Source organism: Agrobacterium sp. El2ro-1b (assembly GCF_048298475.1).
Lineage (GTDB): Bacteria > Pseudomonadota > Alphaproteobacteria > Rhizobiales > Rhizobiaceae > Agrobacterium > Agrobacterium fabrum.
In genome coordinates, this window is the sequence record NZ_CP103459.1 from 1,602,029 (window position 1) to 1,626,539 (window position 24,511).

The following is a 24,511-nucleotide window of genomic DNA, read 5'->3' on the forward strand; positions in this document are numbered from 1 at the left end:
GCGAAAGGTGCTGGATAGAACGCGATTTGCTGAACGGGGTCAACGCGGCCGCGGGCATTATATCGATTAACAGCCGAAGCGGCGCTGCCGCTGCGAAGCGCGGCGTTTCAGGACCTGCCGGCCCATACAGGCGGGCGCTTTTCTGCAAAAGCCTGCCGCCCTTCGCGCGCTTCATCGCTGCCGCTGATGGCAGCGATGGCGCCTTCGGCAAAGGCAAGCCGTTCATCCGGTGGCATGTCGCGCATCGCCAGCAAGGCCGCCTTTCCGGCGGCGATGGCGCCCGGCGCGTTCTGCCGCAGCTTTGCGAGAACCTCTTCGATCAGGCCGTCGAGTTCAGCCAGGGGCGCGGTGCGATTGACGAGGCATAGACGTATTGCCTCCGCAGCGCTTATCGGCTGGCCGAGATAGGCCATTTCCTGAAGCCCGCCCAGGGGTATTTTTGCCAGCAGCTTTGCCGCCACCATGGCCGGGAAAAGCCCGACCCGCACCTCAGGCAGGCCGAATTCGGCATGATCGGCGGCATAGGCAAGATCGCAGGTGGCGACGAGGCCGAGCCCGCCGGCCAGAACCCGGCCATTGATGCGGGCAATGACGGGTTTGTCGCAGCTCTCTATCGCGCGCATCACGTCGGCAATGGGGTTCGTGCCGTTGCGCGACAGGAACATGCCGCCGGCACTTTCCTTCAGGTCGGCTCCCGAACAGAAGCTGCGGTCTCCGGCTGCCGTTATCACCACGGCGCGAAGGCTGCCATCGCCGGACGCAGCGCGGATCGCATCCGTGAGTGCCTCCGTCATCGCGGCATTGAGGGCGTTGTGAACCTCGGGCCGGTTGAGTGTCAGCCACAGAACATCTTGGCGCCTCTCGTGCAGCAGTTCATCCGCCATGCATGTCTCCCTCCTGTTTTGCGGCAAGCAGCGCTTTTCCCGCGCGCGCCGCATTCGGCCTGCCGAGATGCCGGCTGATCCACTCACCGGTCTTCGCCACCCCCATCAGGTCAACACCGGTTTCGATACCAAGTCCTTGCAGCAGGTAAACGACATCCTCCGTGGCGACATTGCCGCTCGCTCCGGGCGCAAAGGGACAACCACCCAGCCCTGCAACGGAGCTGTCGAAAACGCTTATGCCTTCCTGAAGCGAGGCCAGAACATTGGCGATGCCCTGCCCATAGGTATCATGGAAATGCATGGCAATTTGCTCGCGCGGAATGCCGGTCGCCACGCGTTCCACGACATTGCGAATCTGGCCGGCCGTGCCGACGCCGATTGTATCGCCGAGCGAGATTTCATAGCAGCCGAGGGCCACAAGCGCCTCGGCCATCGCCGCCACGTCATCGGGCGCGACCGCTCCGTCGTAGGGACAACCGGCAATGCAGGAGACGTAACCGCGCATGCGAATATTCCGGCTGGCGGCAGCCTCCGCGACATCGCGCAGGCGCTCGAGGCTTTCAGCTTGCGAGCAGCCGATATTGTGCTGGCTGAAGCCTTCCGAGGCGGAAACAAAAACGGCGATTTCCGTCACGCCGGCCTCGATGGCCGCTTCGAAACCTTTCATATTGGGAACAAGCGCTGGATAGGCAGTTCCGGGCCGTCGTCTAAGGCCCTGAAACACCTCTTTCGAACCTGCCATTTGCGGCACTTTCCGGGGAGATACGAAAGCGCCCGCCTCGACTGCAGGCAAACCGGCTGCGGCGAGCCGCTCGATCAGTTCGATCTTGATGGCGGTGGAGACCTCGGCGCTTTCGTTCTGCAGACCGTCACGCGCACCCACCTCAACGATCTTCACGTTGCGAGGCCAGCCCATATCAGGCGTCCTCCGGCTCGAAATCCACTAGCACCGCACCGGCGGCCACCATGTCGCCTTCGGCGCAGTTGATGGCGGTGACGATGCCTTTCGCAGGGGCGCGGATGGTATGCTCCATCTTCATCGCTTCCATCACCACAAGTGCATCACCGGTTTCGACGGCCGCGCCGCTCTGGCTGAGCACGGCGCGGATGACGCCCGGCATGGGCGCCTCCAGACCACCCGTATGGCTAGACGAATCCGCGATATCGACCGGGTCTGGCTGGCTGATGCGATAGTGTTCGCCGTGCAGAAAAAGCGTGTAGCTGTCACTCTCTGCAAAGAAATAGCTTTGCCATGTCCTGTCGTTGATGGTCGCGTGAAAGCGGCCGTTGTCTGAGAGGTCGCCATAAGCGCGGATCGTGTGTCCGCCCATCTCCAGCGAAAAGCTGTTTGCCTCATGGGCTACGCCAAGGTCGATCGGCCGGTTCTGCATGGTGAAATGCAGCGTCTCCCGCGCCGGCGCATTCAGTCGGAAGGCGTTGGCGGTATTCCAGGGACTATGAGGGTCGGCCTGCGCTCGTAGCTTGATGCTTGCATTTTTACGGCTGAGAAGAAGGCCGAGTGCCGCTAGTGCAATCTCATTGTCGCCCACGGCCTCCGGAGCAAAAAGGTCTGCCTCGTTGCGCGCGATAAAGCCGGTATCCAGATCGGCGGCGGCGAAAGCGTCGAGCCCCGCGAGCCGGGTCAGAAAGGCAGCATTGCTGGTGACGCCGCAAATCGCCAGCTTCTCAAGCGCCGCCTTTAGACGCCGCACGGCGGCAGCTCGGTCATGATCCCAGACGATCAGCTTGGCGATCATCGGATCGTAATGCACGGTGATGGCGTCGCCGGCGCTGATGCCGCTGTCGATCCTGAGGTGAGGACCTTCATCGGGAAAGACGAGATGGCTGATCGTGCCAATCGACGGCAGAAAATCATTCGCCGGGTCTTCGGCGTAAATGCGCGCCTCGATGGCATGGCCGTTGATGCGGAGATCGGCCCAGTCTTTAGGCAGGGCTTCTCCATTCGCAACACGCAGCTGCCATTCGACCAGATCGAGACCGGTAATATATTCCGTCACCGGATGCTCGACCTGAAGGCGCGTGTTCATTTCCATGAAATAGAAGTCGCCGGATGGATCGAGGAGGAATTCCACCGTTCCCGCGCCGCGATAATCGATGGCGCGGGCGGCGGCGGTTGCCGCGTCATACATGCGTTGCCGCAAGTCATCGGGCAGGCCGGGGGCGGGGGCTTCCTCTATCACCTTCTGGTGGCGGCGCTGGATCGAGCAGTCGCGTTCAAAAAGCGAAACACAATTGCCATGGCCATCGGCAAAGACCTGCACTTCCACATGGCGCGGCCGCTCGAGGTATTTTTCGATCAGCATGCGGTCATTGCCGAAGGCGGCCAGTGCTTCGCGTTTGGCGCCGGCAAGCTCCGCAGCAAAGTCGTGCTTCTGCCGGACGACGCGCATGCCCTTGCCGCCGCCGCCTGCCGAAGCTTTCAGCAGTACCGGGTAACCGATCTGGTCCGCCTCGCTTGCCAGTCGTTTCTCGGCCTGTTCATCGCCGTGATAACCCGGAACGATGGGAACGCCCGCCGTTGCCATCAGCGCCTTCGCCTCGCTTTTGCCGCCCATGGCGCGGATTGCGTCTGGTGGCGGGCCGATGAAAACGAGGCCCGCAGAAGCACAGGCTTCGGCGAAACCGGCATTTTCGGAAAGAAAGCCATAGCCGGGATGGATGGCCTCCGCGCCGCTTGCCTTTGCGGCAGCGATGATCTTTTCGCCGTCCAGATAGGAGGCGCGCGCCGGTGCGGGGCCGATGGCGATGGCCTCGTCGGCCAGCGCCACATGCATGGCGTTTCGGTCGGCATCCGAATAGACCGCAACTGTGCGGATACCCATGCTGCTGGCGGTGCGGATGATGCGGCAGGCGATTTCGCCCCTGTTGGCGATCAGTATTTTCGAGAACATCGTCGCCTCACATCCTGAATATGCCAAAACGGGTGGGTTCAATCGGCGCGTTGAGCGCGGCAGAAAGACCAAGGCCGAGCACCAGGCGGGTATCCTTCGGGTCGATGATGCCATCGTCCCACAATCTTGCGCTGGCATAATAGGGATGGCCTTCCCGTTCGTATTTTTCGCGGATCGGCTGTTTGAAGGCCTCTTCGCCTTCTTTCGACCAGTGGCGGCTATCGGCCTCGATGCCGTCGCGGCGGATTTGCGCCAGCACGGAAGCCGCCTGTTCGCCACCCATCACGGAAATGCGGGCATTCGGCCACATCCAGAGAAAGCGTGGTGAATAGGCGCGCCCGCACATGCCGTAATTGCCGGCGCCGAAGGAGCCGCCGATGATGACGGTGAATTTCGGCACCTTGGCCGATGCAACGGCGGTGACGAGCTTGGCGCCATCCTTGGCGATGCCACCCGCCTCATAGGCCTTGCCGACCATGAAGCCGGTGATGTTTTGCAGGAAAACCAAGGGAATGCCGCGCTGGCAGCAGAGCTCGATGAAATGCGCCCCCTTCAGCGCCGATTCCGAAAACAGTATGCCGTTATTGGCGATGATGCCGACGGGATAGCCATGGATATGGGCGAAACCACAGACGAGCGTCGTCCCGTAAAGCGCCTTGAACTCATCAAATTCAGAACCATCCACCAGACGGGCGATGATCTCGCGCACCTCGAAGGGTTTGCGCGTATCGGAAGGAACAATGCCATAGAGTTCGTCAGTCGGATAAAGCGGCTCCACCGGTTCGCGAATATCCAGTTCCACCTGTTTTCGGCGGTTAAGGGTGGAAACGATCCGCCGGGTCAGCGCCAGCGCATGGCGGTCGTCATTGGCATAATGATCAGTCACGCCGGATTGCCGTGAATGCACATCCGCGCCGCCGAGGTCCTCAGCGCTCACCACCTCGCCGGTTGCTGCCTTCACCAGCGGCGGGCCACCGAGAAAGATCGTGCCCTGATTTTTGACGATGACGGACTGGTCGCTCATGGCAGGGACATAGGCCCCGCCCGCTGTGCAACTGCCCATCACCACGGCGATCTGGGCGATGCCGGCTGCCGACATATTGGCCTGATTATAGAAGATGCGGCCGAAATGATCGCGGTCGGGAAACACTTCGTCCTGATTTGGCAGGTTAGCACCGCCGGAATCGACGAGGTAAATGCAGGGGAGGCGGTTCTCGGTGGCGATTTCCTGCGCGCGCAGATGTTTCTTCACCGTCAGCGGATAATAGGTGCCGCCCTTCACCGTTGCATCATTGGCGACGATGACGCATTCGCGGCCCGCGACCCGGCCGATACCGGTAACGATGCCAGCGGCGGGAACGGGTTCGTCATAGACCTCGTAGGCCGCAAATTGCGAAAATTCGAGGAACGGACTGCCGGAATCGAGAAGCGTCTCGATGCGATCACGCGCCAGCAATTTGCCGCGGGAAAGATGCCGATCACGCGCTTTGTCGCCGCCGCCTTTCGAGATTTTTTCGACATGCCCTCTCAAATCCTCCACCAGACCGGACATGAAAGCGGTATTGGCGGTGAAGGCGGGATCACGGTTCAGATTGGAAACAAGCTTCATCGCATTCCTCACCCGTTGCCTTTTACCAGTTCGCGGCCGATCAGCATCCGGCGGATTTCGCTGGTGCCCGCGCCGATCTCATAAAGCTTGGCGTCGCGCAGCAGCCGTCCGGCCGGGCTTTCATTGACATAGCCGGAGCCGCCGAGAAGCTGGATCGCATCCAGCGCCACCTGTGTCGCCCGCTCGGCGGCAAACAAAATCGCGCCGGCCGCATCCTGTCTTGTGATACGGCCATTGTCGCATGCCCGGGCCACGGCATAGACATAGGCGCGGGATGCATTCATGGCCGAATAGATATCGGCAAGCTTTCCCTGCACCAGCTGGAACTCGCCGATCGGCTTGCCGAATTGCTTGCGCTCGCGGGCATAGGGCAGCACCAGATCGATGGCCGCCTGCATGATACCAACAGGGCCGGCGGCAAGCACGGCGCGTTCGTAATCCAGCCCGCTCATCAGCACCGTCACGCCATCATTCAAACGCCCGAGGATGTTTTCCTCCGGCACCTCGCAATCCTCGAATACCAGTTCCGAGGTGGGTGAGCCGCGCATGCCGAGTTTGTCAAGTTTCTGGGCCGGGCGGAAACCCTTGAAGTCCTTTTCGATCAGGAAGGCGGTGATGCCGCGCGCACCGGCGGACGTGTCCGTCTTGGTATAAACCACCAGCGTATCGGCCTCGTGGCCATTGGTGATCCACATCTTCGCGCCGTTCAGCACGTAACGGTCACCCTTGCGTTCCGCCTTCAGCCGCATCGAGACGACGTCGGAACCGGCTTCCGTCTCGCTCATGGCGAGCGAACCGACATGTTCACCGGAGACAAGTTTCGGCAGATATCTGTGCTTCTGCTCATCGGTTCCCCAGCGGTGAATCTGGTTGATGCAGAGGTTGGAATGAGCGCCGTAGGAAAGGCCGATGGAAGCGGAAGCCCGGCTTATCTCCTCCATCGCCACACAATGGGCGAGATAACCCATGTCGGCACCGCCGAACTCTTCCGAAACGGTGATGCCGTGCAGGCCAAGCTCACCCATTTGCGGCCAGAGCTGACGCGGGAAGCGGTCGTCGCGGTCGATTTCGGCGGCGAGCGGCGCAATTTTATCATCTGCGAATGCACTGGCGCTGTCGCGCAATGCTGCGATTTCCGGGCCGAGATCGGCATCGAAAATGGCGGCGAGGTTCAAACTCATCGCGTCTCCTCCTCCGGACGGCTTTGCCGCCGTCCCTCTTGTCAGCTGCCGGCACCTCCTCCGCGCCGGCAACCCCTGATTATGGCGCGTCACCTCCAGTGAAGGCGGCGGAACGGCGCACGAATGTCTTGATGGCGAAATTGGACTGGATGCGCGACACGCCGGGAACCGTCGTCAGGAAATCCAGAAGCTCCTGATAATGCGGCAAATCCCGAACCATGGCGTGGATCAGATAATCCGAACTGCCGCTCGTTTGGTAACCGCCCACGACTTCGGGAATGGAAGCGACATGATGTTCGAAGGTCGTCAGCGCTTCCTTGATCTGCCGTTCAAGCGTGACGGAGATGAAAACGCCCATATTGCCGAGCAGCCGGTTCTCATCGAACACCGCGGTATAGCCGCGAATGATGCCTTCATCTTCCAGCTTGCGCACGCGCCGCAGCGTCGGCGTGAAGGAAAGGCCGATACGGGCAGCAAGATCGCGCCAGCTTACCCGCCCGTCATCACCGAGCACATGCAGAATCTTGCGGTCGAAACTGTCGAGCTCAATCATGGATCATTTGCTCTATGATATGACTAATTGTTGGATCAAAGATATCGCCAATCAAAAAACTGTCAATCAAAATAGCTTTGAAATGAATTCGAGTTGGTGATAGCGTTCATGTCAGTCGCGGTCTGGAGGAGATCGTGATGATGGTCGTTCTCTCAAAGCGAGAGGGTGGCCAAGGGAGGTGAATTTGGCTGTGCATGACCCTGTCGTGATCGTCGGGGCCGCCCGTACTGCTATGGGTGGGTTCCAGGGCGAATTCAAATCGGTGGCTGCGCCCGATCTTGGGGCCGCGGCGATCCGTGCGGCCGTCGAACGGGCGGCTATTCCGGTTTCTGACATTGATGATGTGCTGATGGGCTGTGTGCTCACGGCTGGGCAGGGGCAGGCTCCGGCCAGACAGGCGGCCATTGCCGCCGGTATTCCCAATTCCGTGGGCGCAACGACCATCAACAAAATGTGCGGCTCGGGCATGAAGGCGATCATGCTGGGCCATGATCAGATCGCGGCGGGAAGCTCTTCCATCGTGCTGGCGGGCGGCATGGAAAGCATGAGCAATGCGCCTTATCTGCTGGACCGCGCCCGGAACGGCTATCGTCTCGGCCATGGCAAGGTCATCGACCATATGTTTCTCGATGGTCTCGAAGATGCCTATGACAAGGGCCGGCTGATGGGCACTTTCGCTGAAGATTGCGCTGAAGCCTACCAATTTACCCGCGCCATGCAGGATGACTATGCGCTGACCTCGCTTGAACGGGCGCGACGCGCCATAGCGGAAGGCGCATTCCAAGCGGAAATCGCGCCTGTCGGTGATGTTTCCGTGGACGAGCAGCCGGGCAAGGCTAAGCCGGAAAAAATCCCGCAGCTGAAGCCAGCCTTTCGCGATGGCGGAACGGTGACGGCGGCGAATTCCAGTTCCATCTCAGACGGTGCGGCCGCTCTTGTTCTCATGCGCAGATCGGAAGCGGAAAGGCGGGGTCTTTCACCGCTGGCAACCATTATCGGTCAGGCCTCCCATGCGGATGCCCCTGCCGGATATCCAACGGCTCCTATCGGCGCGATGAGGAAGCTGTTCGATAAAACCGGCTGGGCCGCGAAGGATGTCGATCTCTTCGAAATCAACGAGGCCTTTGCGGTCGTGGCCATGGCGGCGATGCGCGATCTCGATCTGCCGCATGAGAAGGTGAATGTGCATGGCGGCGCCTGCGCCCTCGGCCATCCCATCGGCGCTTCCGGCGCGAGGATCGTCGTCACATTGCTGGCGGCCCTACAGCGCCACGGGCTGAAGCGTGGCGTGGCCGCCGTCTGTATCGGCGGCGGTGAAGCAACCGCGCTCGCTATCGAGCGGCATTGAAGGGAGGCGGCGATGATCCTGAACGAAGCCCAGCAGCAGATCAGGGACATGGCCCGCGATTTTGCCCGCGAGCGGCTCGCCCCCGGCGCTGCCGCGCGTGACCGGGAAAGCCGGTTCCCGAGAGGCGAACTGAAGGAAATGGGCGAGCTCGGTTTCCTCGGTATGCTGGTTTCAGAGGACTATGGCGGATCGCAAACCGGTGCCGTGGCCTATGCTCTGGCGCTGGAGGAGATCGCTGCTGGTGACGGTGCCTGTTCCACCATCATGAGTGTGCATAATTCGGTCGGCTGCGTACCGATCCTGAAATTCGGGACCGAGGAGCAAAAGCAGCGTTCCCTGCCGAAACTGGCTTCCGGCGAGTGGATCGGCGGTTTTGCGCTGACCGAACCGCAGGCCGGTTCGGATGCCTCCAATCTCAAGACCCGGGCGCGGCGCGATGGCGATCGCTATATTCTCGACGGCGCGAAGCAGTTCATCACCTCTGGCAAGAATGGCGATGTCGTCATCGTCTTTGCCGTCACAGATGCGGCGGCCGGCAAGAAGGGTATCAGCGCCTTCATCGTGCCGACGGATACGCCGGGTTACGAGGTCATACGCGTAGAAGAAAAACTCGGCCTGCATTCGTCCGATACCTGCCAGATAGCCTTTACCGAGATGGCGGTTCCGGCTGAATTGCGGCTGGGCGAAGAGGGGCAGGGATATCGCATCGCGCTCGCCAATCTGGAAGGCGGCCGCATCGGCATCGCCGCGCAGGCCGTTGGCATGGCGCAGGCGGCTTTCGAGGCGGCGCGGGATTACGCTCGCGAGCGCAAGGCCTTCGGGCAGGCAATCATCGAACATCAGGCCGTGGCGTTCCGTCTGGCGGATATGGCGACGCGGATTACGGCGGCGCGGCAGCTGGTGCTGCATGCGGCGGCGCTGAAGGAGGCGGGCGAACCCTGTCTTTCGGAGGCGTCGATGGCCAAACTCTTTGCGTCCGAAATGGCCGAGCGCGTCTGCTCGGACGCCATCCAGATTCACGGCGGTTATGGCTACATGGCGGATTATCCGGTGGAGCGGATCTATCGCGATGTGCGCATCTGCCAGATTTACGAGGGGACCAGCGATGTCCAGCGCATGGTGATCGCAAGAAACCTTTGAGGATTGTTTCGTGGTCTGGAGGAGACCACGACGGGAGGAGTAGAATGGATATATCAGAAACGCCACATCTCAGCCTGCATGTTCCAGAGCCTGCGGTGCGGCCCGGCGGGGAGCCGGATTTCTCCAATGTGAAGATACCCAAGGCCGGCACCGTGCCGCGCCCGGAGGTGGATGCCGCGCCTGAAAGCATGCGTGATCTTGCCTATTCGATCATCCGCGTTCTCAATCATCAGGGCGAGGCTGTAGGGCCATGGGCGGGGCTGCTCTCGGACGAGGATTTGCTTGTAGGCCTCAAAAACATGATGCGGCTTCGGGCTTTCGATGCCCGCATGCTGATGGCGCAGCGGCAGGGCAAGACTTCCTTTTACATGCAGCATCTGGGGGAGGAGGCCGTCAGTTGCGCCTTCCGCAAGGCGCTTTCCAAAGGCGACATGAATTTCCCGACCTATCGGCAGGCAGGACTGCTGATCGCCGATGATTATCCGCTCGTCACCATGATGAACCAGATCTATTCCAACGAGCTGGACCCGCTGCATGGGCGGCAGTTGCCGGTGCTCTATTCCTCGAAGGAGCACGGCTTCTTCACCGTGTCAGGCAATCTTGCCACGCAATATGTGCAGGCGGTCGGCTGGGCGATGGCCTCCGCCATAAAAGGGGATACAAAGATTGCGGCCGCCTGGATCGGTGACGGTTCGACGGCGGAGTCGGATTTCCATTCCGCGCTGGTCTTCGCCTCCACCTACAAGGCGCCGGTCATCCTCAATATCGTCAATAATCAATGGGCTATTTCCACCTTTCAGGGCATTGCCCGCGGTGGTTCCGGCACTTTTGCGGCGCGCGGGCTGGGCTTCGGCATTCCCGCACTCCGGGTCGATGGCAATGATTATCTCGCCGTTTATGCCGTGGCACGCTGGGCGGTGGAGCGGGCCCGCCGCAATCTCGGCCCGACACTGATCGAATATGTGACCTATCGTGTCGGTGCCCATTCGACCTCGGATGATCCAAGCGCTTATCGGCCCAAGACCGAGTCCGAAGCCTGGCCGCTAGGCGATCCGGTTCTCCGCCTCAAGAAACATCTCACCCTGCGCGGCGTCTGGTCGGACGAGCGGCATCGGCAGGCGGAGGCGGAAATCGCCGATGAGGTGATGGAGGCACAGCGCGAGGCGGAAAGCCACGGCACGCTGCACGAAGGCAAAAAACCGCCGAAAAAGGATATTTTCGAAGGCGTTTACGCCGAGATGCCACCGCATCTCGCCCGCCAGCGCCAGAAGGCAGGATGGTAGGACATGGCAAGAATGACGATGATCGAAGCCGTCCGCAGCGCCATGGATGTGTCCATGGAGCGCAGCGACGATGTCGTGGTGTTCGGCGAAGATGTGGGTTATTTCGGCGGCGTCTTCCGCGCCACGCAGGGGCTGCAGGGAAAATACGGGAAGACCCGCTGTTTCGATGCGCCGATCAGCGAATCCGGCATTGTCGGCACGGCCATCGGCATGGCCGCTTATGGCTTGCGGCCCTGTGTCGAAATCCAGTTTGCCGATTACATGTATCCTGCCTATGATCAGATCACCCAGGAGGCGGCGCGCATCCGGTATCGCTCCAATGGCGATTTCACCTGCCCCATAGTCCTGCGCATGCCGACCGGCGGCGGTATTTTTGGCGGGCAGACGCATAGCCAGAGCCCGGAGGCGCTTTTCACCCATGTCTGCGGGCTGAAGGTGGTGGTTCCCTCCAATCCCTATGATGCCAAGGGGTTGTTGATCGCCTCGATCGAAGACCCCGATCCGGTGATGTTTCTGGAGCCGAAGCGGCTTTATAACGGGCCTTTCGACGGCCATCACGACCGGCCGGTGACGCCGTGGTCGAAACACGAAATGGGCGAGGTGCCGGAAGGTCATTACACCATCCCCATCGGCAAGGCGGAAATCCGCCGTCCCGGCAACGCTGTCACGGTTATTGCTTACGGCACCATGGTGCATGTGGCATTGGCGGCGGCGGAGGAGACGGGCGTGGATGCCGAAATCATCGATCTGCGCAGCCTGCTGCCGCTCGATCTCGACACCATCGTGAAGTCTGTCTCCAAAACCGGCCGCTGTGTGATGGTGCATGAGGCGACGCTGACTTCAGGCTTCGGCGCCGAAGTCGTGTCGCTGGTGCAGGAACATTGCTTTTACCATCTCGAGGCTCCCGTCGTCCGGGTCGCCGGCTGGGATACGCCTTATCCCCATGCGCAGGAATGGGACTATTTTCCGGGACCCGCCCGCGTCGGGCGTGCCCTCGTAGACGTCATGGAGGCCTGATTATGGCGGAATTTGTTATCACGATGCCCGATGTCGGTGAAGGCGTGGCGGAAGCCGAGCTGGTGGAATGGAACGTCAAGCCGGGCGATATCGTCCATGAGGACATGGTGCTCGCCGCTGTCATGACGGACAAGGCGACGGTGGAAATCCCCTCGCCGGTGGCGGGGATCATCACCTGGCTCGCCGTGACTGTCGGAAACACGGTGCCGGTGAAAGCACCGCTCGTCCGCATCGAAACCGATGTCGCTGCGGCTGCGCCTAATGGCAGCGCGCCTGAGGCGGAGGCGCCAACCCGGATGACGGAAGAGGAAGCGCCTGCCGATATGACAGAAGCGCCGCCACCAGTCGAAACCCAGCCGGCGGCTCGCCAGACCAAGGAGGCGCCGTCTGCGCCCGTAGCCGAGCCGCATCATAAACCTCTGGCATCCCCTGCCGTCCGCCAGCGTGCCGACGATCTCGATATCGATCTCACCAAGGTCAAGGGAACGGGGCCGGACGGGCATATCACCCATGCCGATCTCGATGGGTTTTTAACGGTACGGGCACGGCCGGAACGTCCCGAGCCGATGACGCCGCACGATAGCGCCGTCGAGGAAGTGAAGGTAACGGGGCTGCGGCGCAAGATTGCCGAGAAGATGGTACTCTCCGTCTCACGTATTCCCCACATCACCTATGTCGAGGAGATCGACGTGACGGAGCTGGAGGATCTGCGCGCGACGATGAACGGTAACCGCCGCTCCGGGCAGCCGAAACTGACGATCCTGCCGTTTTTGATGCGTGCGCTGGTGAAAGCCGTAGCCGATCATCCCGGCATGAACGCCACTTTCGATGACGAAAAAGGCGTCGTCAGCCATTACGACGCGGTTCATATCGGCATTGCCACGCAAACGCCCGCGGGCCTGACTGTTCCGGTCGTTCGCCACACGGAAACGCTCGGCCTCTGGGACTGTGCGGAAGGCGTCGCGCGCGTCGCGGAAGCCGCCCGCACCGGCACGGCGCATCGGGAAGAGCTGATGGGTTCCACCATTACCATCAGTTCGCTTGGAGCCTTGGGCGGTGTGGTTTCGACGCCCATCATCAATCATCCGGAGGTGGCGATCATCGGCGTCAACAAGATCATGACGCGGCCGGTCTGGGACGGAAACCGGTTTGTGCCGCGCAAGATGATGAACCTGTCTTCGAGTTTCGACCATCGTGTGGTCGATGGCTGGGATGCGGCGGTCTTCATTCAGGCCGTCAAAGCGCTGCTGGAAAAGCCGGCGCTTATTTTCATCGAGTGAGCGCCTGCGACCGGCCATCCTCACGCCAATCACCCCTGTGCTTGTCACAGGGAGCCGGCCAGCCCAACTCCTTGGGCTGGAAAGGAATCCTCTCCCCGTGCAGACGCGCGTAGGCAGGATTCCTGTAACAGGCACGGGAGTGAGGGACCGCGTGGATGGCACAACATGCCACTTTCGGGCAGGCTTTTTTCGACCTTCATGGAACTGTTTCGCTGCTGGTATAGGCTTGCGTTCGTCATCTTCGGGTATAGAAGAGAAGAACGAGAAGCATGTTTTCTCACCATGATCATAGTGGCGGACGCGGGCGCTCCGGTGCCCGGCGGTCCGCTGTCCGTCGGCAACCGAATGAAGAAGAAGGTCCTCCCATGCGCACTCCCAAACCCGTTGTCCTGACTATTCTCGATGGCTGGGGGCTGAACGAGGACACATCCAGCAATGCGCCGGTTCTGGCGAATACGCCGACCATGGACCGGCTTTTCGCCACCTGCCCGAATGCAACGCTCACCACCTTCGGCCCGAATGTCGGCCTGCCCACCGGGCAGATGGGCAATTCCGAAGTCGGTCACACCAATATCGGCGCCGGCCGCATCGTTGCGATGGATCTCGGCCAGATCGATCTGGCGATCGAGGATGGCAGCTTTTTCCGCAATGCGGCGATGCTTGATTTCGCCGCCACGGTGAAGGCCGCAGGCGGTGTGGCGCATCTGATGTGCGTCGTCTCCGATGGCGGCGTGCATGGTCATATCCTGCATGGCCAGGCGGCGGTGAAGCTGATGGTCAGCCATGGGCTGAAGGTCGTGGTGCATGCCATCACCGATGGCCGCGATGTCGCGCCGCAATCGGCTGAAGATTTTGTGGCGGCGCTTGTGGCAAGCCTGCCGCAGGGTGCGAGTATCGGCACAGTGATCGGCCGTTATTATGCGATGGATCGCGACAATCGCTGGGAGCGCGTCGAGAAGGCTTACGACGCGATGGTTCTCGGCAAGGGCGAACACGCTAGGGATGCGGTGAGCGCCGTGGCCCAGAGCTACGCGAACAAAGTCACGGATGAATTCATCCTGCCGACGGTGATCGATGGCTACGAGGGCTTCAAGGCTGGCGACGGCCTGTTCTGCCTGAATTTCCGCGCCGACCGTGCCCGTGAAATCCTGCTCGCTATCGGCGCGGATGATTTCGACGGTTTTGCGCGCGAAAAGCCCGTGCTTTCGGCGCTGCTGGGCATGGTGGAATATTCCACCCGCCATAATGATTTCATGACCACGGCCTATCCGAAGCGCGACATCGTCAACACGCTCGGCGCCTGGGTGGCAAAGCAGGGGCTGACGCAGTTTCGCCTGGCTGAGACGGAAAAATACCCGCATGTCACCTTTTTCCTGAATGGCGGTAAGGAAGAGCCGGAAGTGGGCGAGGACCGCTTCATGCCGAAATCCCCGAAGGTCGCGACCTACGATCTGCAGCCGGAAATGAGCGCGGCGGAGGTCACGGAGAAATTCGTGGAGGTGATCGGCAAGGGCTACGACCTGATCGTCACCAACTACGCCAATCCTGACATGGTCGGCCATACCGGTGATCTGCAGGCGGCGATCAAGGCCTGCGAAGCCGTGGATCGCGGGCTTGGTGCCGTCGTTGCTGCTCTCGAAAAGGTGGGCGGCGCGATGCTCGTCATTGCCGACCACGGCAATTGCGAAACCATGGTCGACCCCGTCACAGGTGGCCCGCATACGGCTCACACCACCAATCCGGTGCCGGTGATCCTGTTTGGCGGCCCGGAAGGCGCAAAAGTACATGATGGCATTCTCGCCGATGTCGCGCCGACGCTGCTGCAACTGATGAACGTGCCGTTGCCCCCGGAAATGACGGGCAAGAGCCTGATCGATCTGTAATCGAGCGTGGTCGCGCAGGTGTTTTTGCCCGCGCGACCATCTGCTTTTCGTCCATCGTGAACGAGCGCTGGCTTCAGGGCTCTTTTGCGTGGAGCCGGTCGTGAACGAACATGCCGGCGATCATGGCGCAGACGAAGAGGATGACCGGCGCAAGCCCGAGGGCGAAAGCCGAGAGTGCCGGGCCAGGACAGAAACCGGCAAGCCCCCAGCCAAGGCCGAAAATCGTCGAGCCAAGGATGAGCGGCCGGTCGATGCGGGTTTTCGCGGGGAGGCTGAAATCTTCCGCAAGGATGGGCCTGACAAGCAAACGGCTGAGCAGGACGCCCGGCACGGCCACAAGGACCGCGCCGCCGAGAACGAAGATCAGGCTCGGATCCCAATGGCTGCTCGCTACATCAAGAAAACCCGAAACGCGAGCCGGATCGATCATGCCGGAAAGCGAGAGGCCGAAGCCGAACAGCGCTCCGGCGATGAGTGCCAGCGCAAGACGTGCCGCTGCCGGATTTTTCATGACAGCACTCCCACTATCGTCGCGGCACAAATGCCTGAAATCAGGAAAGTGGCAGTGGCGGCGATGGAGCGGCGGGAAAATCGCGCCAGCCCCATGATGCCGTGACCGGAGGTGCAGCCGGAGCCCATGCGTGTGCCGAACCCTACAAGCAGGCCGGCAATGATAATGAGCGGCCATGGCGTTACCGCCGTGACGGCGGGAAACCGACCGAAGACGGCGGCATAAAGATAAGGCCCGGCCAGCAGGCCCGACAGGAAGGCCAGATCGGCAAAGCGCCGCTCGCCACTGAGCGCCTTGCCCATGATGCCGCTGATACCGGCGATGCGGCCGTTAAAGACAAACAGCAGAATGCTGGCGAGACCAAGCAGCATGCCGCCGAAGAGAGAGGGCCAATAGGGCGTCACAGATTTTCCTCCGGCGCGCAGAAAATGGCGTAGAGAGCCTCAATCAGCCGCGCCGCCTTGTCTTCCGCCAGCCGGTAGAAAATTTGTTTGGCTTCACGCCGTGTGTCGACGATACCCGCTTCCCGCAACACGCCGAGTTGCTGGGAGAGCGTCGGCTGGCGGATATCGAGCTTGGCCTCCAGCTCGCCGACGGAAAACTCTCCCTGCGCCAGCGTGCACGCCAGCATCAGCCGGGCAGGGTGAGCCAGCGTCTTTAAAAGTATCGCGACCTCAGTGGCGCGTTTTTCCATGGCGGGAAGGGGTATCTCGCCGATATCTAGTTTTTTTTCCAGCGGGATTTCCGTCACCATGTGCTGCCCTCCAGCACGTCGAGCGGAAACTTCAGATAGTGCTTGCCATTCGCTTCCGGCTCCGGCAGGCGGCCGCCGCGAATATTGACCTGTAAGGCATGGAGAATGAGCTTCGGCATTGGCAAGGTGCGATCTCGCGCTTCTCTCAGACGAACGAAATCCTCTTCCGTCACGCCTGCCAGATGCGGATTGCTGCGTTTCTGTTCGTCAACCGAGCTTTCCCATTTCGGGGCGCGGCCGCCGGGTTGATAATCATGGCCGGTGAAAAGCCGTGTGTCGTCGGGAAGGGCGAGGATATCCTGAATCGATGCCCAAAGCTGTTTGGCGCTGCCGCCCGGAAAATCGGCGCGCGCCGTGCCCGAGTCTGGCATGAACAGCGTATCGTGCACGAAGGCGGCGTTGCCCACCACATAGGTCACGGAAGCCAGCGTATGACCGGGGGAAAACAGCACGCGGGCTTCCAGCGAACCGATGCTGAACCGGTCGCCGGCCGCAAACAGCCGGTCCCATTGCGAACCATCGGTCTTGAGATCAGGCCAATTGTATTTTTCCTGCCAGAGCTTCTGTACGCCGGTGACTTTGGCGCCGATGGCCGTCTTCGCGCCGGTTTTCCTCTTCAGATAATCGGCGGCGGAAAAATGGTCGGCATGCGGATGGGTATCTAGTATCCATTCCACCGAAAGCCCCTGGCTCTCGACATAGTCCAGAATGGCGTCGGCACTCATCGTTCCGGTCGCGCCGGATTTTTCATCGAAATCATAGACCGGGTCGATGATGGCGCAGCCGCCGGTCGCAGGGTCGGAAACGACATATTGCACACTCCAGGTGTGCGGGTCGAAAAACGCCTTGATGTGCGGCACCGCTGCCGACTGGCGCTCGAGCCAGTGCGTGGCGGCGGAAAGATCAAAACCATGCGTCTTGCCAAAATCCTCAATGTCGCTCCGCTGAATACGCCCGTCGAGCGCTTCACCGAGAACATAAAGCGTCAATGCCCGGGTGCCGCCTTTGCAATGGGCGAAAACGGGACCCTCGGCCTCGGCCATCTTCTGCTGGAAGGCGCGGATATCGGCTTCGGTGATGGTGGGGCCACTGACCGGGATGAAGCCATAATCCATGTCAGCGGCACCGGCGGCGCTTCTTTCCTGCGCATTGCCCGGCTGACCGGGCTCCTCGCCATCGGGCCGGGCATTGATGATGCTTTTAAAGCCCTGGGCGGAGAGCGATGGGAAGTCGGCGATCAAGGGCTGGCCCGCAACCGTCAGACGTTCGTTGATCCTTACGGCCTTCATCGCCTTCTCCTGTTTGCTAAATTAGTATATATTATCATATAATGTATAATGTTTATTTGCAAGGGCTGAAAATTGCCGTCGTGCCCAATGCCTTCTGCGATCCTTTCAGGGGGATTCGAAAGGAAATTCTAGAGGCGGGATTTCTTCTTTTTGTGACGGGTGGATGGAGATTTGGCTGCATTTGGCGCGCAAAACGCCCTGTGCCCGAAATTACTCGGGCACAGGGCGTCTTCTCCGGAAGCCGGTTAGATTTCGACGTGCCTCAGGTGGCAAGCCTGCGGCGCGTCGCCTTCCAGCCAAGACAGATCGCAGCCAGAAGCAGGACCGTCTGAGCCACGACAAATGGCGGCTCGTTGCCGTTCGGCGCCAGATTGTTGAGGGTTTCGACCTTGAGGAAGGACTGGACGATCAACACGAACATATTGAGATAAAGGCTGATCGTGGCGGCGATCGTGTAGATGATGCGCGATCTGCCATTGAGACCATATCCGTAAAGCGCAACGAACGCGATTGCCAGAAAGAGGGTCGAGATGATGCCGACGCCGAGTGCGGGCGTGAAATTCCCGATGGGAAACAGAAAGCCGGTAAGCGTGGTGGCAAGCGTGGTGACGAGAAAAACCGCCGTCATGCGCGGCATCCACCGCCCCACCGCATAAGCGGGCAGGGCGATCAGTCCGGTGGCGATGCCGATGAGGCTCAAGGCCACATGCAATGTCGTGAATTGGGGAATGGTCAGTCCAAGGATCATGATACGTCTCCCACTATTCGGTTCTGCCTGCACGATACCGGCTGGCGGCAAGTGCATGCGACAGATTGGGCCTCAACGCTGCGCGTGCTGCAAGGAAATTTTCAAGGTCGACCGTATCCGGCAGGGAAGGAATGGTCAGCGCCTCACCGAGATCAAGACCGGCAAGGGCCGCGTCCACCATGTCGTGCACGTCCATGACCATGGCGGCCGGGATGGCATCGAGCCGTTCCTCTTCCCATATCGCGGTGCGGGTGATGCCGGGCAGCACGGCTTGAACCCGCACGCCGGAAGGCGAAAGCTGCGCCTGCAGCGCTTCGGTGAAGGCGAGCACGAAGGCCTTTGTGGCCGGATAGACGGCGGTGAATGCCGCCGGCATCAGCGCCGTGACCGACGTCATGTTGATGATCGTGCCTTTGCCTGCGGCGGCAAGGCGCGGCGCGATGGCTGCCGCCAGCCGGGTGACGGCAAGAATGTTGAGATTGATCATCGTCGTCACATAGGCCGGGTCCAGTGCCGTGATCGCGCCTTCCCCGGCTATGCCGGCATTGTTGACGAGGCCGGTGATGCGCTGGTCTTCGCGCAGCCGGGCCTCGACCTTTTCGAGGTCTTCCGCCCTGGAAAGATCGGCGCTGAGAACCTCGACGGCAATGCCGTGGTCCTTTTCCAGCTGCGCTGCCAGCGCCTTCAGCTTCTCGGCACGCCGCGCCACGAGGATAAGATCGTGGCTGCGTCGTGCGAGGCGTTCGGCATAAACAGCACCGATACCATCGGATGCGCCGGTGATGAGAAAGGTATTCTGTGTCATGTCCGTGTCTCCGGTGTCTGGTGGTTTCAGGCGTTGATGAAGGTGAGGAGGTCGGCGTTGAACCGGTCCTGATGGGTCTGCGTCAGGCCATGGTCGGCGCCCTCGTAGATTTTGAGGGTCGCATGTTTGACGATCTTGACCGTGGAAAGTGCTGAAGCGCCGACCGGCACGATCTGGTCGTCATCGCCATGCAGCACCAGCGTTGGTTTGTCGAAGGCCTTCAGGTCCTGGTGGAAATCGCTTTCCGAGAAGGCGCGGATACTGTCGAGCTGGCCCTTGAGGCCGCCCATCATGCCCTGCCGCCAGAATTCCTCGCGAATGCCTTGCGAAATCACGGCGCCTTCACGGTTGTAGCCGTAGAAGGGAATGGTCAGATCCTTGAAGAACTGGCTGCGATTATCATAGGTGCCCTTGCGGATGCCATCGAAGACATCGATCGGCAGGCCGATGGTATTGCTTTCCGTCTTCAGCATAAGCGGCGGCACCGCGCCGATGAGGGCGATCTTCGCGACGCGGGCCGTGCCGTGGCGGCCGATATAACGGGTCACCTCGCCGCCGCCGGTGGAATGACCGACCAGAATGATGTCGTGGAGATCGAGCTGTTCGATCAACTCGGCGAGATCGTCGGCATATTGATCCATTGTATTGTTGTGCCAGACCTGATCCGAGCGGCCGTGGCTGCGGCGGTCATGGGCTATGGTGCGGAAACCGTTATTGGCGAAGAACACCATCTGTGCATCCCAGGTATCGGCGCTGAGCGGCCAGCCATGGGAAAAGATGATGGGCTGGCCGTCTTTCGGACCCCAGTCCTTGTAGAAGATGTGCGTTCCGTCTCTGGTGGTGATCGTTGTCATGGCTCTCTCTCCTGTTGCAGGCAGCTTGCTTGCGTCCCGTGGGAATAGAGATACTCTTGATGCAGCCGGGGCTGGATTGGCGCTTCTGACAGAAAGCGAGCCAAAACTGACAAAACTGGGGTAGTGGGCATGGCGGGTGTAACGGGAAGCACGCTGGAAGTCGGTCTGGTCCTCTACCGGGACTGTCAGATCGCCATGGTACATGGCATCACCGATCTTTTTGCCATCGCATCGGTATTTTCACAGGATCGTGGCGGGCCGAAATTGCGGGTCAGTCACTGGAGCATGGGGGAGAGCGGTGAATTCTCCCGCTGTCATGATACCGATCCAGGTGTGGGCCATCCCGACATCTTTGTCGTACCCGGTAGGCTGACCGGGCCGGCAGAAATCGAGGAGGCCGAGCCTTACGCCCGCTGGTTGCTCGACCGACACGCGCAAGGCGCGACGCTGGCAGCCAGTTGCGGCGGCTCCTTCATGATCGCCGCGACCGGGCTTCTGGCCGCCCGCCCGGCCACGACCCACTGGCTGTTTGCCGAACGGTTTCGTGAGCGTTTTCCCGATGTACGGCTGGAAATAGACAAGATCGTCATCGAGGACGGTGATATCATCACCGCCGGCGGACTGATGGCGTGGACCGATCTCGGCCTGCGCATCGTTGACCGGCTGCTCGGCCCTTCGGTCATGATCGAGACCGGCAAATTCCTGCTGATCGATCCTTCCGGGCGAGAGCAGCGCCATTATAGCAGCTTCGCCCCGAGGCTGACCCATGGCGACGAGCCGATCCTGAAGGTGCAGCACTGGCTGCAGGCGCGTGCCGGGCGGGCGACGAGCGTGACCGACATGGCCGGTCACGCCGGGCTGGAGGAGCGTACCTTCCTGCGTCGCTTCAAGGCGGCGACCGGTATGAAGCCCATCGAATATGTCCAGCATCTGCGGGTCGGCAAGGCGCGGGAGTTGCTGGAATTCACCCGCCGTTCGGTCGATCAGATCGCCTGGTCGGTTGGTTATGAGGATGCTGCCGCCTTTCGCCGCGTGTTTCACCGCATTCTCGGGCTTTCGCCGGGTGAATATAGAAGCCGCTTTTCCAGCAACTCGGCCATGGCGGCCGCCTGAACCTTTCCCGCGGCTGCTCCGACGCTGATGCCGGCCCTTGCAATGTAGCGGGTGTTTGCTAACATGCCAGACAGGTTTAAAACAGGTGGGCCGGAATGGACGTTGAGAGCAGCACCAAGCAAGTATCGCTTGCGGCGAAAATCAGTTCGGCCTTGCGGCGGGATCTGGCGGAAGGCGTGTTCCGCGCCGGTGACCGGCTTCCGAGCGAAAGCGAGTTGACGCGGGAATATTCCGTCAGCCGCACGGTTGTGCGTGAGGCCATCGCCATTCTTCGTGCCGATGGCCTGGTTGAAGCCCGCAAGGGGGCAGGCGTTTTTGCCATTGAGGCAAAACCCGCCAAGGAAGTGCCTTTTAACGATCTGGCGGTGGGGCGGATTTCCTCTGTCATCGAGCTGTTGGAATTGCGCACCGTCTTTGAGGTCGAATCCGCCGGCCTTGCGGCCTCGCGCCGTTCCGCCGTGCAGGTGGAGGCGATTGTCGATGCGCATCGGCGCGTGGGGGACTGTCTTGGCGCGGGCTTGCCGACGCGCGATGCGGATTTCGAGTTTCATCTGGCGATTGCACAGGCGACCCAGAACCGGCGGTTCCCCGAATTTCTCCAGCTTATCCGCTCCGGCATCATTCCCCGTGGCGAATTGCAGGGTGCGGCGCCGGGGTCGCGTCCCAAGGACTATAATCTGCATCTCCAGGAGGAGCATGCGAAGATCGTCGACGCCATCATCGAAGGGGACGCCGATGCCGCGCGCCAATATATGGCGGCGCATCTGCGCGGCAGCCTTGAGCGTTACAAGGTGCTGCTGCGTTCCCGCACCACGGCTGAGTGAGGCGGAAACAGCATAAACGACAATGGCTTATGCGCTGGTCCGTCGGTAAAGGGCAAGGGACGCGGTAAGCGTCGACAGCGCGCCGCCACAGATGCGGTCGAGCCACAGGGCGCCGGACTTGCGCAACATCCTGACCGCCTGCGCGCCGAGCAGAACGACATCCGAAAGGACGGCGCCAGCCATGCCGATCATGGCGCGACGCACGCCGAATTTCGAGCCATTGGCAAGTGCCAGCAAGACGGTGTGCCGGGCGTCGCAATGCCGATAAAGGCGACCACGGCAAAGGCCATAAGGGTCACGTCCATCATAATTTTCTCCCCGGAGGTGGCAGACATTGTCGGCGATATCGCCGCAAGCTTCCATGTCCGCCTCTTGTGAGGCGGGAGAATACAGGTGTTTGCATTTGCGGCAATGCGGGCGATTCTTCTGAAATAAGGGTGCCGGAACCCTGGCTCGAAACAACGCCGCGGATGCATTTCGCTGCCCCTTGGCAAGATCGATTTCGGCGGCACATGCTTGACAGCTTTTGATACCTGTGACAACTTATGAATAGTTGTCAGACAGGATTGCGCTTTTATCCTTGCGCCGGTCGGTTTCTGGCAAGGGAGGAATCATGTCAAAAAGACGCCTTTCGCTTTATGGCCTGTCCGGCCAGATCGGAAGTATTGCGGTTACGCTGCTTGGATTGCTGCTGCTGACCTTTTTTATCGGCCGCCTGATGCCCGCCGATCCGGTGCGGGCGATCGTCGGCGAAGATGCGACGCGCGAAACCTATGAACAGGTTTACCATGCGCTCGGCTTCGACCGGCCGCTGTGGCAGCAGTTCATCTATTATCTCGGTGATGTCTTCACCGGCGATTTCGGAACCTCGATCCGCACCGGCCGCCCGGTCATCGAGGATATCATCCGGGTCATGCCGGCGACGATGGAGCTTGCCACCTTCGCGATCCTGATCGGTGCCGGCCTCGGCATTCCCATGGGCGTTTATGCCGCCGTCAACAAAGACCGCTGGCAGGACCATCTGGTGCGCGTGCTCAGCCTGTTCGGCCATTCGATGCCGATCTTCTGGACGGGCATGATCGCGCTGATCGTTTTTTACGCCCATTTAGGCCTTGTCGGCGGCGGTGGTCGCATGGACCAGTTCTATATCGGTCTCGTGGAGGAGCGGACGGGCTTTCTTTTGATCGACAGCCTGCTTGCCGGCGATATGGAAGTGTTCTGGTCGGCGATCAACCACCTCATCCTTCCCGCCGCTTTGCTCGGTTATTCCTCCTCTGCTTACATTACCCGCATGACGCGCAGCTTCATGCTGGACCAGCTGGGCCAGGAATATGTGACGACCGCGCGCGTCAAAGGCCTGTCGCAGCGGCAGACGGTTTGGCTGCATGCTTTCGGCAATATCCGCGTCCAGCTGGTTACCATCATCGCCCTTGCTTACGGCTCGCTGCTGGAAGGCGCGGTGCTCATTGAGACCGTCTTCGCCTGGCCGGGCTTCGGCCAATATCTGACCAGCAATCTTATCATCGGCGATATGAATGCCGTGATGACCTGCGTTTTGATCGTCGGTGTCATCTTCATCGGGCTTAATCTCCTGTCCGACATTCTCTATCGCTTTTTCGATCCGAGGACCCGCTGATGACGGCTCGCGCAGAAACTTCCTCACGTCTTCCGGTGCCGTTGAACGCGCTGAAGAACATCGTCCTCTTCCTGCTGAAAAGCCCGACATCGGCTTTCGGCCTGGCTGTCCTGCTTCTCCTTGTCATCGCCGCGGTTTTCGCGCCCTGGCTTGCGACGCATGACCCCTATGCGCAGGATCTCGCCAATACGCTGAAGGCGCCGGGTGATGGCCATTTCTTCGGCACGGATGAGCTGGGGCGCGATATTTACAGCCGCCTTCTCTGGGGCGCTCGCATCACGCTCACCATCATCACGCTGGTGTCGGTCATCGTCGGCCCCGTCGGTCTGCTGGTCGGCACGGCATCCGGTTATCTCGGCGGCAAGTTCGATACGGTGATGATGCGCATCACGGATATCTTCCTGTCGTTCCCAAGCCTCATCCTGTCGCTCGCCTTCGTCGCAGCACTCGGCCCGAGCCTCAACAATGCGATCATCGCCATTGCGCTGACCTCCTGGCCGCCGATCGCGCGTCTCGCCCGCGCCGAAGCAATGACTTTCCGCAAGGCGGATTACATCGCCGCTGCCAGGCTTCAGGGCGCCTCGCCGTTTCGCATCATCGTCAAATCGATCATGCCCATGTGCCTGCCGTCGGTGCTGATCCGCCTGACGCTGAATATGGCGACCGTCATCCTCACCGCTGCCGGTCTCGGTTTTCTCGGTCTCGGCGCACAGCCGCCGCTGCCGGAATGGGGAGCGATGATCGCGACCGGACGGCGCTACATGCTGGACAGCTGGTGGCTGGTGACCTTTCCCGGCGTCGCGATCCTTTCCGTCAGCCTCGCCTTCAACCTTCTGGGCGATGGGTTGCGGGATGCGCTTGATCCGAAGCAGATGAACCGGAGATAG

At 60.8% G+C, this 24,511-nt stretch carries 23 protein-coding genes and 1 pseudogene; 10 read left to right on the plus strand and 14 right to left on the minus strand.

What is annotated here, in order from left to right; genetic code table 11:
- Nucleotides 1-107: 107 nt before the first annotated feature.
- From NYR50_RS21465 to NYR50_RS21490, 6 genes are all read right to left on the minus strand, one after another.
- Nucleotides 108-884 carry an enoyl-CoA hydratase-related protein gene (locus NYR50_RS21465; RefSeq protein ID WP_174009973.1) on the minus strand — a complete coding sequence of 259 codons (777 nt, stop codon included), beginning with the start codon at nt 882-884 and terminating at the stop codon, nt 108-110.
- Nucleotides 874-1,800, minus strand: a complete 927-nt coding sequence (locus tag NYR50_RS21470) for a hydroxymethylglutaryl-CoA lyase (protein ID WP_174009972.1) — start codon at nt 1,798-1,800, stop codon at nt 874-876. Before NYR50_RS21470 ends, NYR50_RS21465 begins: the two co-directional genes overlap by 11 nt.
- Before the next feature lies 1 nt (nt 1,801).
- The gene (locus tag NYR50_RS21475; RefSeq protein WP_418138035.1) at nt 1,802-3,796 is read right to left on the minus strand and encodes an acetyl/propionyl/methylcrotonyl-CoA carboxylase subunit alpha; all 1,995 of its coding nucleotides are present in this window, start codon (nt 3,794-3,796) and stop codon (nt 1,802-1,804) included.
- A 7-nt stretch (nt 3,797-3,803) separates the two neighbouring features.
- Complete coding sequence (locus tag NYR50_RS21480; protein ID WP_174009970.1) at nt 3,804-5,405, minus strand: carboxyl transferase domain-containing protein; 1,602 nt, start codon at nt 5,403-5,405, stop codon at nt 3,804-3,806.
- 8 nt (nt 5,406-5,413) lie between these two features.
- Nucleotides 5,414-6,586, minus strand: a complete 1,173-nt coding sequence (locus NYR50_RS21485) for an isovaleryl-CoA dehydrogenase (protein ID WP_174009969.1) — start codon at nt 6,584-6,586, stop codon at nt 5,414-5,416.
- Nucleotides 6,587-6,665: 79 nt separating this feature from the next.
- Nucleotides 6,666-7,139 (minus strand): Lrp/AsnC family transcriptional regulator, encoded by a 474-nt coding sequence (locus NYR50_RS21490; protein WP_006315041.1) that lies wholly within the window; start codon nt 7,137-7,139, stop codon nt 6,666-6,668.
- A 232-nt stretch (nt 7,140-7,371) separates the two neighbouring features.
- Here NYR50_RS21490 and NYR50_RS21495 point away from each other — a divergent pair, with 232 nt between their 5' ends.
- The 6 genes from NYR50_RS21495 (at nt 7,372) to gpmI (ending at nt 15,090) form a co-directional block, all read left to right on the plus strand.
- Nucleotides 7,372-8,487 carry an acetyl-CoA C-acyltransferase gene (locus NYR50_RS21495; protein ID WP_236777151.1) on the plus strand — a complete coding sequence of 372 codons (1,116 nt, stop codon included), beginning with the start codon at nt 7,372-7,374 and terminating at the stop codon, nt 8,485-8,487.
- Nucleotides 8,488-8,499: 12 nt separating this feature from the next.
- Nucleotides 8,500-9,627, plus strand: a complete 1,128-nt coding sequence (locus NYR50_RS21500) for an acyl-CoA dehydrogenase family protein (RefSeq protein WP_418138036.1) — start codon at nt 8,500-8,502, stop codon at nt 9,625-9,627.
- A gap of 44 nt (nt 9,628-9,671) precedes the next feature.
- On the plus strand, nt 9,672-10,910 hold the full coding sequence (locus NYR50_RS21505) for a 3-methyl-2-oxobutanoate dehydrogenase (2-methylpropanoyl-transferring) subunit alpha (protein ID WP_174009966.1): 1,239 nt from the start codon (nt 9,672-9,674) through the stop codon (nt 10,908-10,910).
- A 3-nt stretch (nt 10,911-10,913) separates the two neighbouring features.
- Complete coding sequence (locus tag NYR50_RS21510) at nt 10,914-11,927, plus strand: alpha-ketoacid dehydrogenase subunit beta (protein ID WP_065118089.1); 1,014 nt, start codon at nt 10,914-10,916, stop codon at nt 11,925-11,927.
- 2 nt (nt 11,928-11,929) lie between these two features.
- Nucleotides 11,930-13,207: a dihydrolipoamide acetyltransferase family protein gene (locus tag NYR50_RS21515; RefSeq protein WP_174009965.1), complete on the plus strand. Its 1,278-nt coding sequence runs from the start codon at nt 11,930-11,932 to the stop codon at nt 13,205-13,207.
- A 365-nt stretch (nt 13,208-13,572) separates the two neighbouring features.
- A complete protein-coding gene (gene gpmI / locus NYR50_RS21520; RefSeq protein ID WP_092771507.1) occupies nt 13,573-15,090 on the plus strand; it encodes a 2,3-bisphosphoglycerate-independent phosphoglycerate mutase in 1,518 nt (505 codons plus the stop codon).
- Between the two features lie 73 nt (nt 15,091-15,163).
- Here gpmI and NYR50_RS21525 read toward each other — a convergent pair whose 3' ends face one another.
- From NYR50_RS21525 to NYR50_RS21555, 7 genes are all read right to left on the minus strand, one after another.
- Nucleotides 15,164-15,601, minus strand: coding sequence for a YeeE/YedE family protein (locus tag NYR50_RS21525; RefSeq protein ID WP_174009964.1), 438 nt, complete (start codon nt 15,599-15,601; stop codon nt 15,164-15,166).
- A complete protein-coding gene (locus NYR50_RS21530) occupies nt 15,598-16,005 on the minus strand; it encodes a YeeE/YedE family protein (RefSeq protein ID WP_006315050.1) in 408 nt (135 codons plus the stop codon). Before NYR50_RS21530 ends, NYR50_RS21525 begins: the two co-directional genes overlap by 4 nt.
- Nucleotides 16,002-16,355 (minus strand): sulfite-sensing transcriptional repressor BigR, encoded by a 354-nt coding sequence (bigR, locus tag NYR50_RS21535; RefSeq protein ID WP_174009963.1) that lies wholly within the window; start codon nt 16,353-16,355, stop codon nt 16,002-16,004. The genes NYR50_RS21530 and bigR overlap by 4 nt, the downstream gene beginning before the upstream one ends.
- Nucleotides 16,349-17,644 carry a bifunctional sulfur transferase/dioxygenase Blh gene (blh, locus tag NYR50_RS21540; protein ID WP_174009962.1) on the minus strand — a complete coding sequence of 432 codons (1,296 nt, stop codon included), beginning with the start codon at nt 17,642-17,644 and terminating at the stop codon, nt 16,349-16,351. Before blh ends, bigR begins: the two co-directional genes overlap by 7 nt.
- Nucleotides 17,645-17,906: 262 nt before the next feature.
- Entirely contained in the window at nt 17,907-18,392 is a 486-nt protein-coding gene (locus tag NYR50_RS21545; RefSeq protein ID WP_174009961.1) for a hypothetical protein, read from the minus strand.
- A gap of 13 nt (nt 18,393-18,405) precedes the next feature.
- The gene (locus tag NYR50_RS21550) at nt 18,406-19,197 is read right to left on the minus strand and encodes an SDR family NAD(P)-dependent oxidoreductase (RefSeq protein WP_174009960.1); all 792 of its coding nucleotides are present in this window, start codon (nt 19,195-19,197) and stop codon (nt 18,406-18,408) included.
- 26 nt (nt 19,198-19,223) lie between these two features.
- The gene (locus NYR50_RS21555) at nt 19,224-20,051 is read right to left on the minus strand and encodes an alpha/beta fold hydrolase (protein WP_006315055.1); all 828 of its coding nucleotides are present in this window, start codon (nt 20,049-20,051) and stop codon (nt 19,224-19,226) included.
- Between the two features lie 129 nt (nt 20,052-20,180).
- On the opposite strand from NYR50_RS21555, the gene NYR50_RS21560 reads away from it, so the two are divergent.
- Both NYR50_RS21560 and NYR50_RS21565 read left to right on the plus strand, forming a co-directional pair.
- Nucleotides 20,181-21,164 carry a GlxA family transcriptional regulator gene (locus NYR50_RS21560; RefSeq protein ID WP_006315056.1) on the plus strand — a complete coding sequence of 328 codons (984 nt, stop codon included), beginning with the start codon at nt 20,181-20,183 and terminating at the stop codon, nt 21,162-21,164.
- A gap of 95 nt (nt 21,165-21,259) precedes the next feature.
- The gene (locus NYR50_RS21565; RefSeq protein WP_174009958.1) at nt 21,260-21,988 is read left to right on the plus strand and encodes a FadR/GntR family transcriptional regulator; all 729 of its coding nucleotides are present in this window, start codon (nt 21,260-21,262) and stop codon (nt 21,986-21,988) included.
- A 27-nt stretch (nt 21,989-22,015) separates the two neighbouring features.
- On the opposite strand, the pseudogene NYR50_RS21570 reads toward NYR50_RS21565, so the two are convergent.
- Nucleotides 22,016-22,296, minus strand: a pseudogene (locus NYR50_RS21570) (hypothetical protein).
- A 305-nt stretch (nt 22,297-22,601) separates the two neighbouring features.
- On the opposite strand from NYR50_RS21570, the gene NYR50_RS21575 reads away from it, so the two are divergent.
- Together NYR50_RS21575 and NYR50_RS21580 are read left to right on the plus strand one after the other, a co-directional pair.
- A complete protein-coding gene (locus NYR50_RS21575; RefSeq protein ID WP_006315059.1) occupies nt 22,602-23,624 on the plus strand; it encodes an ABC transporter permease in 1,023 nt (340 codons plus the stop codon).
- Nucleotides 23,624-24,511 carry an ABC transporter permease gene (locus tag NYR50_RS21580; protein WP_174009957.1) on the plus strand — a complete coding sequence of 296 codons (888 nt, stop codon included), beginning with the start codon at nt 23,624-23,626 and terminating at the stop codon, nt 24,509-24,511. The genes NYR50_RS21575 and NYR50_RS21580 overlap by 1 nt, the downstream gene beginning before the upstream one ends.

Bases quoted from the DNA above. Each gene is read 5' to 3' on its own strand.
- bigR (WP_174009963.1), bottom strand. From the start codon at position 16,355: ATGGTGACGGAAATCCCGCTGGAAAAAAAACTAGATATCGGCGAGATA.
- NYR50_RS21575 (WP_006315059.1), top strand. From the start codon at position 22,602: ATGTCAAAAAGACGCCTTTCGCTTTATGGCCTGTCCGGCCAGATCGGA.
- NYR50_RS21545 (WP_174009961.1), bottom strand. From the start codon at position 18,392: ATGATCCTTGGACTGACCATTCCCCAATTCACGACATTGCATGTGGCC.
- blh (WP_174009962.1), bottom strand. From the start codon at position 17,644: ATGAAGGCCGTAAGGATCAACGAACGTCTGACGGTTGCGGGCCAGCCC.
- NYR50_RS21465 (WP_174009973.1), bottom strand. From the start codon at position 884: ATGGCGGATGAACTGCTGCACGAGAGGCGCCAAGATGTTCTGTGGCTG.
- NYR50_RS21525 (WP_174009964.1), bottom strand. From the start codon at position 15,601: ATGAAAAATCCGGCAGCGGCACGTCTTGCGCTGGCACTCATCGCCGGA.
- NYR50_RS21550 (WP_174009960.1), bottom strand. From the start codon at position 19,197: ATGACACAGAATACCTTTCTCATCACCGGCGCATCCGATGGTATCGGT.
- NYR50_RS21580 (WP_174009957.1), top strand. From the start codon at position 23,624: ATGACGGCTCGCGCAGAAACTTCCTCACGTCTTCCGGTGCCGTTGAAC.
- gpmI (WP_092771507.1), top strand. From the start codon at position 13,573: ATGCGCACTCCCAAACCCGTTGTCCTGACTATTCTCGATGGCTGGGGG.
- NYR50_RS21505 (WP_174009966.1), top strand. From the start codon at position 9,672: ATGGATATATCAGAAACGCCACATCTCAGCCTGCATGTTCCAGAGCCT.
- NYR50_RS21480 (WP_174009970.1), bottom strand. From the start codon at position 5,405: ATGAAGCTTGTTTCCAATCTGAACCGTGATCCCGCCTTCACCGCCAAT.
- NYR50_RS21565 (WP_174009958.1), top strand. From the start codon at position 21,260: ATGGACGTTGAGAGCAGCACCAAGCAAGTATCGCTTGCGGCGAAAATC.
- NYR50_RS21490 (WP_006315041.1), bottom strand. From the start codon at position 7,139: ATGATTGAGCTCGACAGTTTCGACCGCAAGATTCTGCATGTGCTCGGT.
- NYR50_RS21555 (WP_006315055.1), bottom strand. From the start codon at position 20,051: ATGACAACGATCACCACCAGAGACGGAACGCACATCTTCTACAAGGAC.
- NYR50_RS21560 (WP_006315056.1), top strand. From the start codon at position 20,181: ATGGCGGGTGTAACGGGAAGCACGCTGGAAGTCGGTCTGGTCCTCTAC.
- NYR50_RS21495 (WP_236777151.1), top strand. From the start codon at position 7,372: ATGGGTGGGTTCCAGGGCGAATTCAAATCGGTGGCTGCGCCCGATCTT.
- NYR50_RS21475 (WP_418138035.1), bottom strand. From the start codon at position 3,796: ATGTTCTCGAAAATACTGATCGCCAACAGGGGCGAAATCGCCTGCCGC.
- NYR50_RS21515 (WP_174009965.1), top strand. From the start codon at position 11,930: ATGGCGGAATTTGTTATCACGATGCCCGATGTCGGTGAAGGCGTGGCG.
- NYR50_RS21470 (WP_174009972.1), bottom strand. From the start codon at position 1,800: ATGGGCTGGCCTCGCAACGTGAAGATCGTTGAGGTGGGTGCGCGTGAC.
- NYR50_RS21500 (WP_418138036.1), top strand. From the start codon at position 8,500: ATGATCCTGAACGAAGCCCAGCAGCAGATCAGGGACATGGCCCGCGAT.
- NYR50_RS21510 (WP_065118089.1), top strand. From the start codon at position 10,914: ATGGCAAGAATGACGATGATCGAAGCCGTCCGCAGCGCCATGGATGTG.
- NYR50_RS21485 (WP_174009969.1), bottom strand. From the start codon at position 6,586: ATGAGTTTGAACCTCGCCGCCATTTTCGATGCCGATCTCGGCCCGGAA.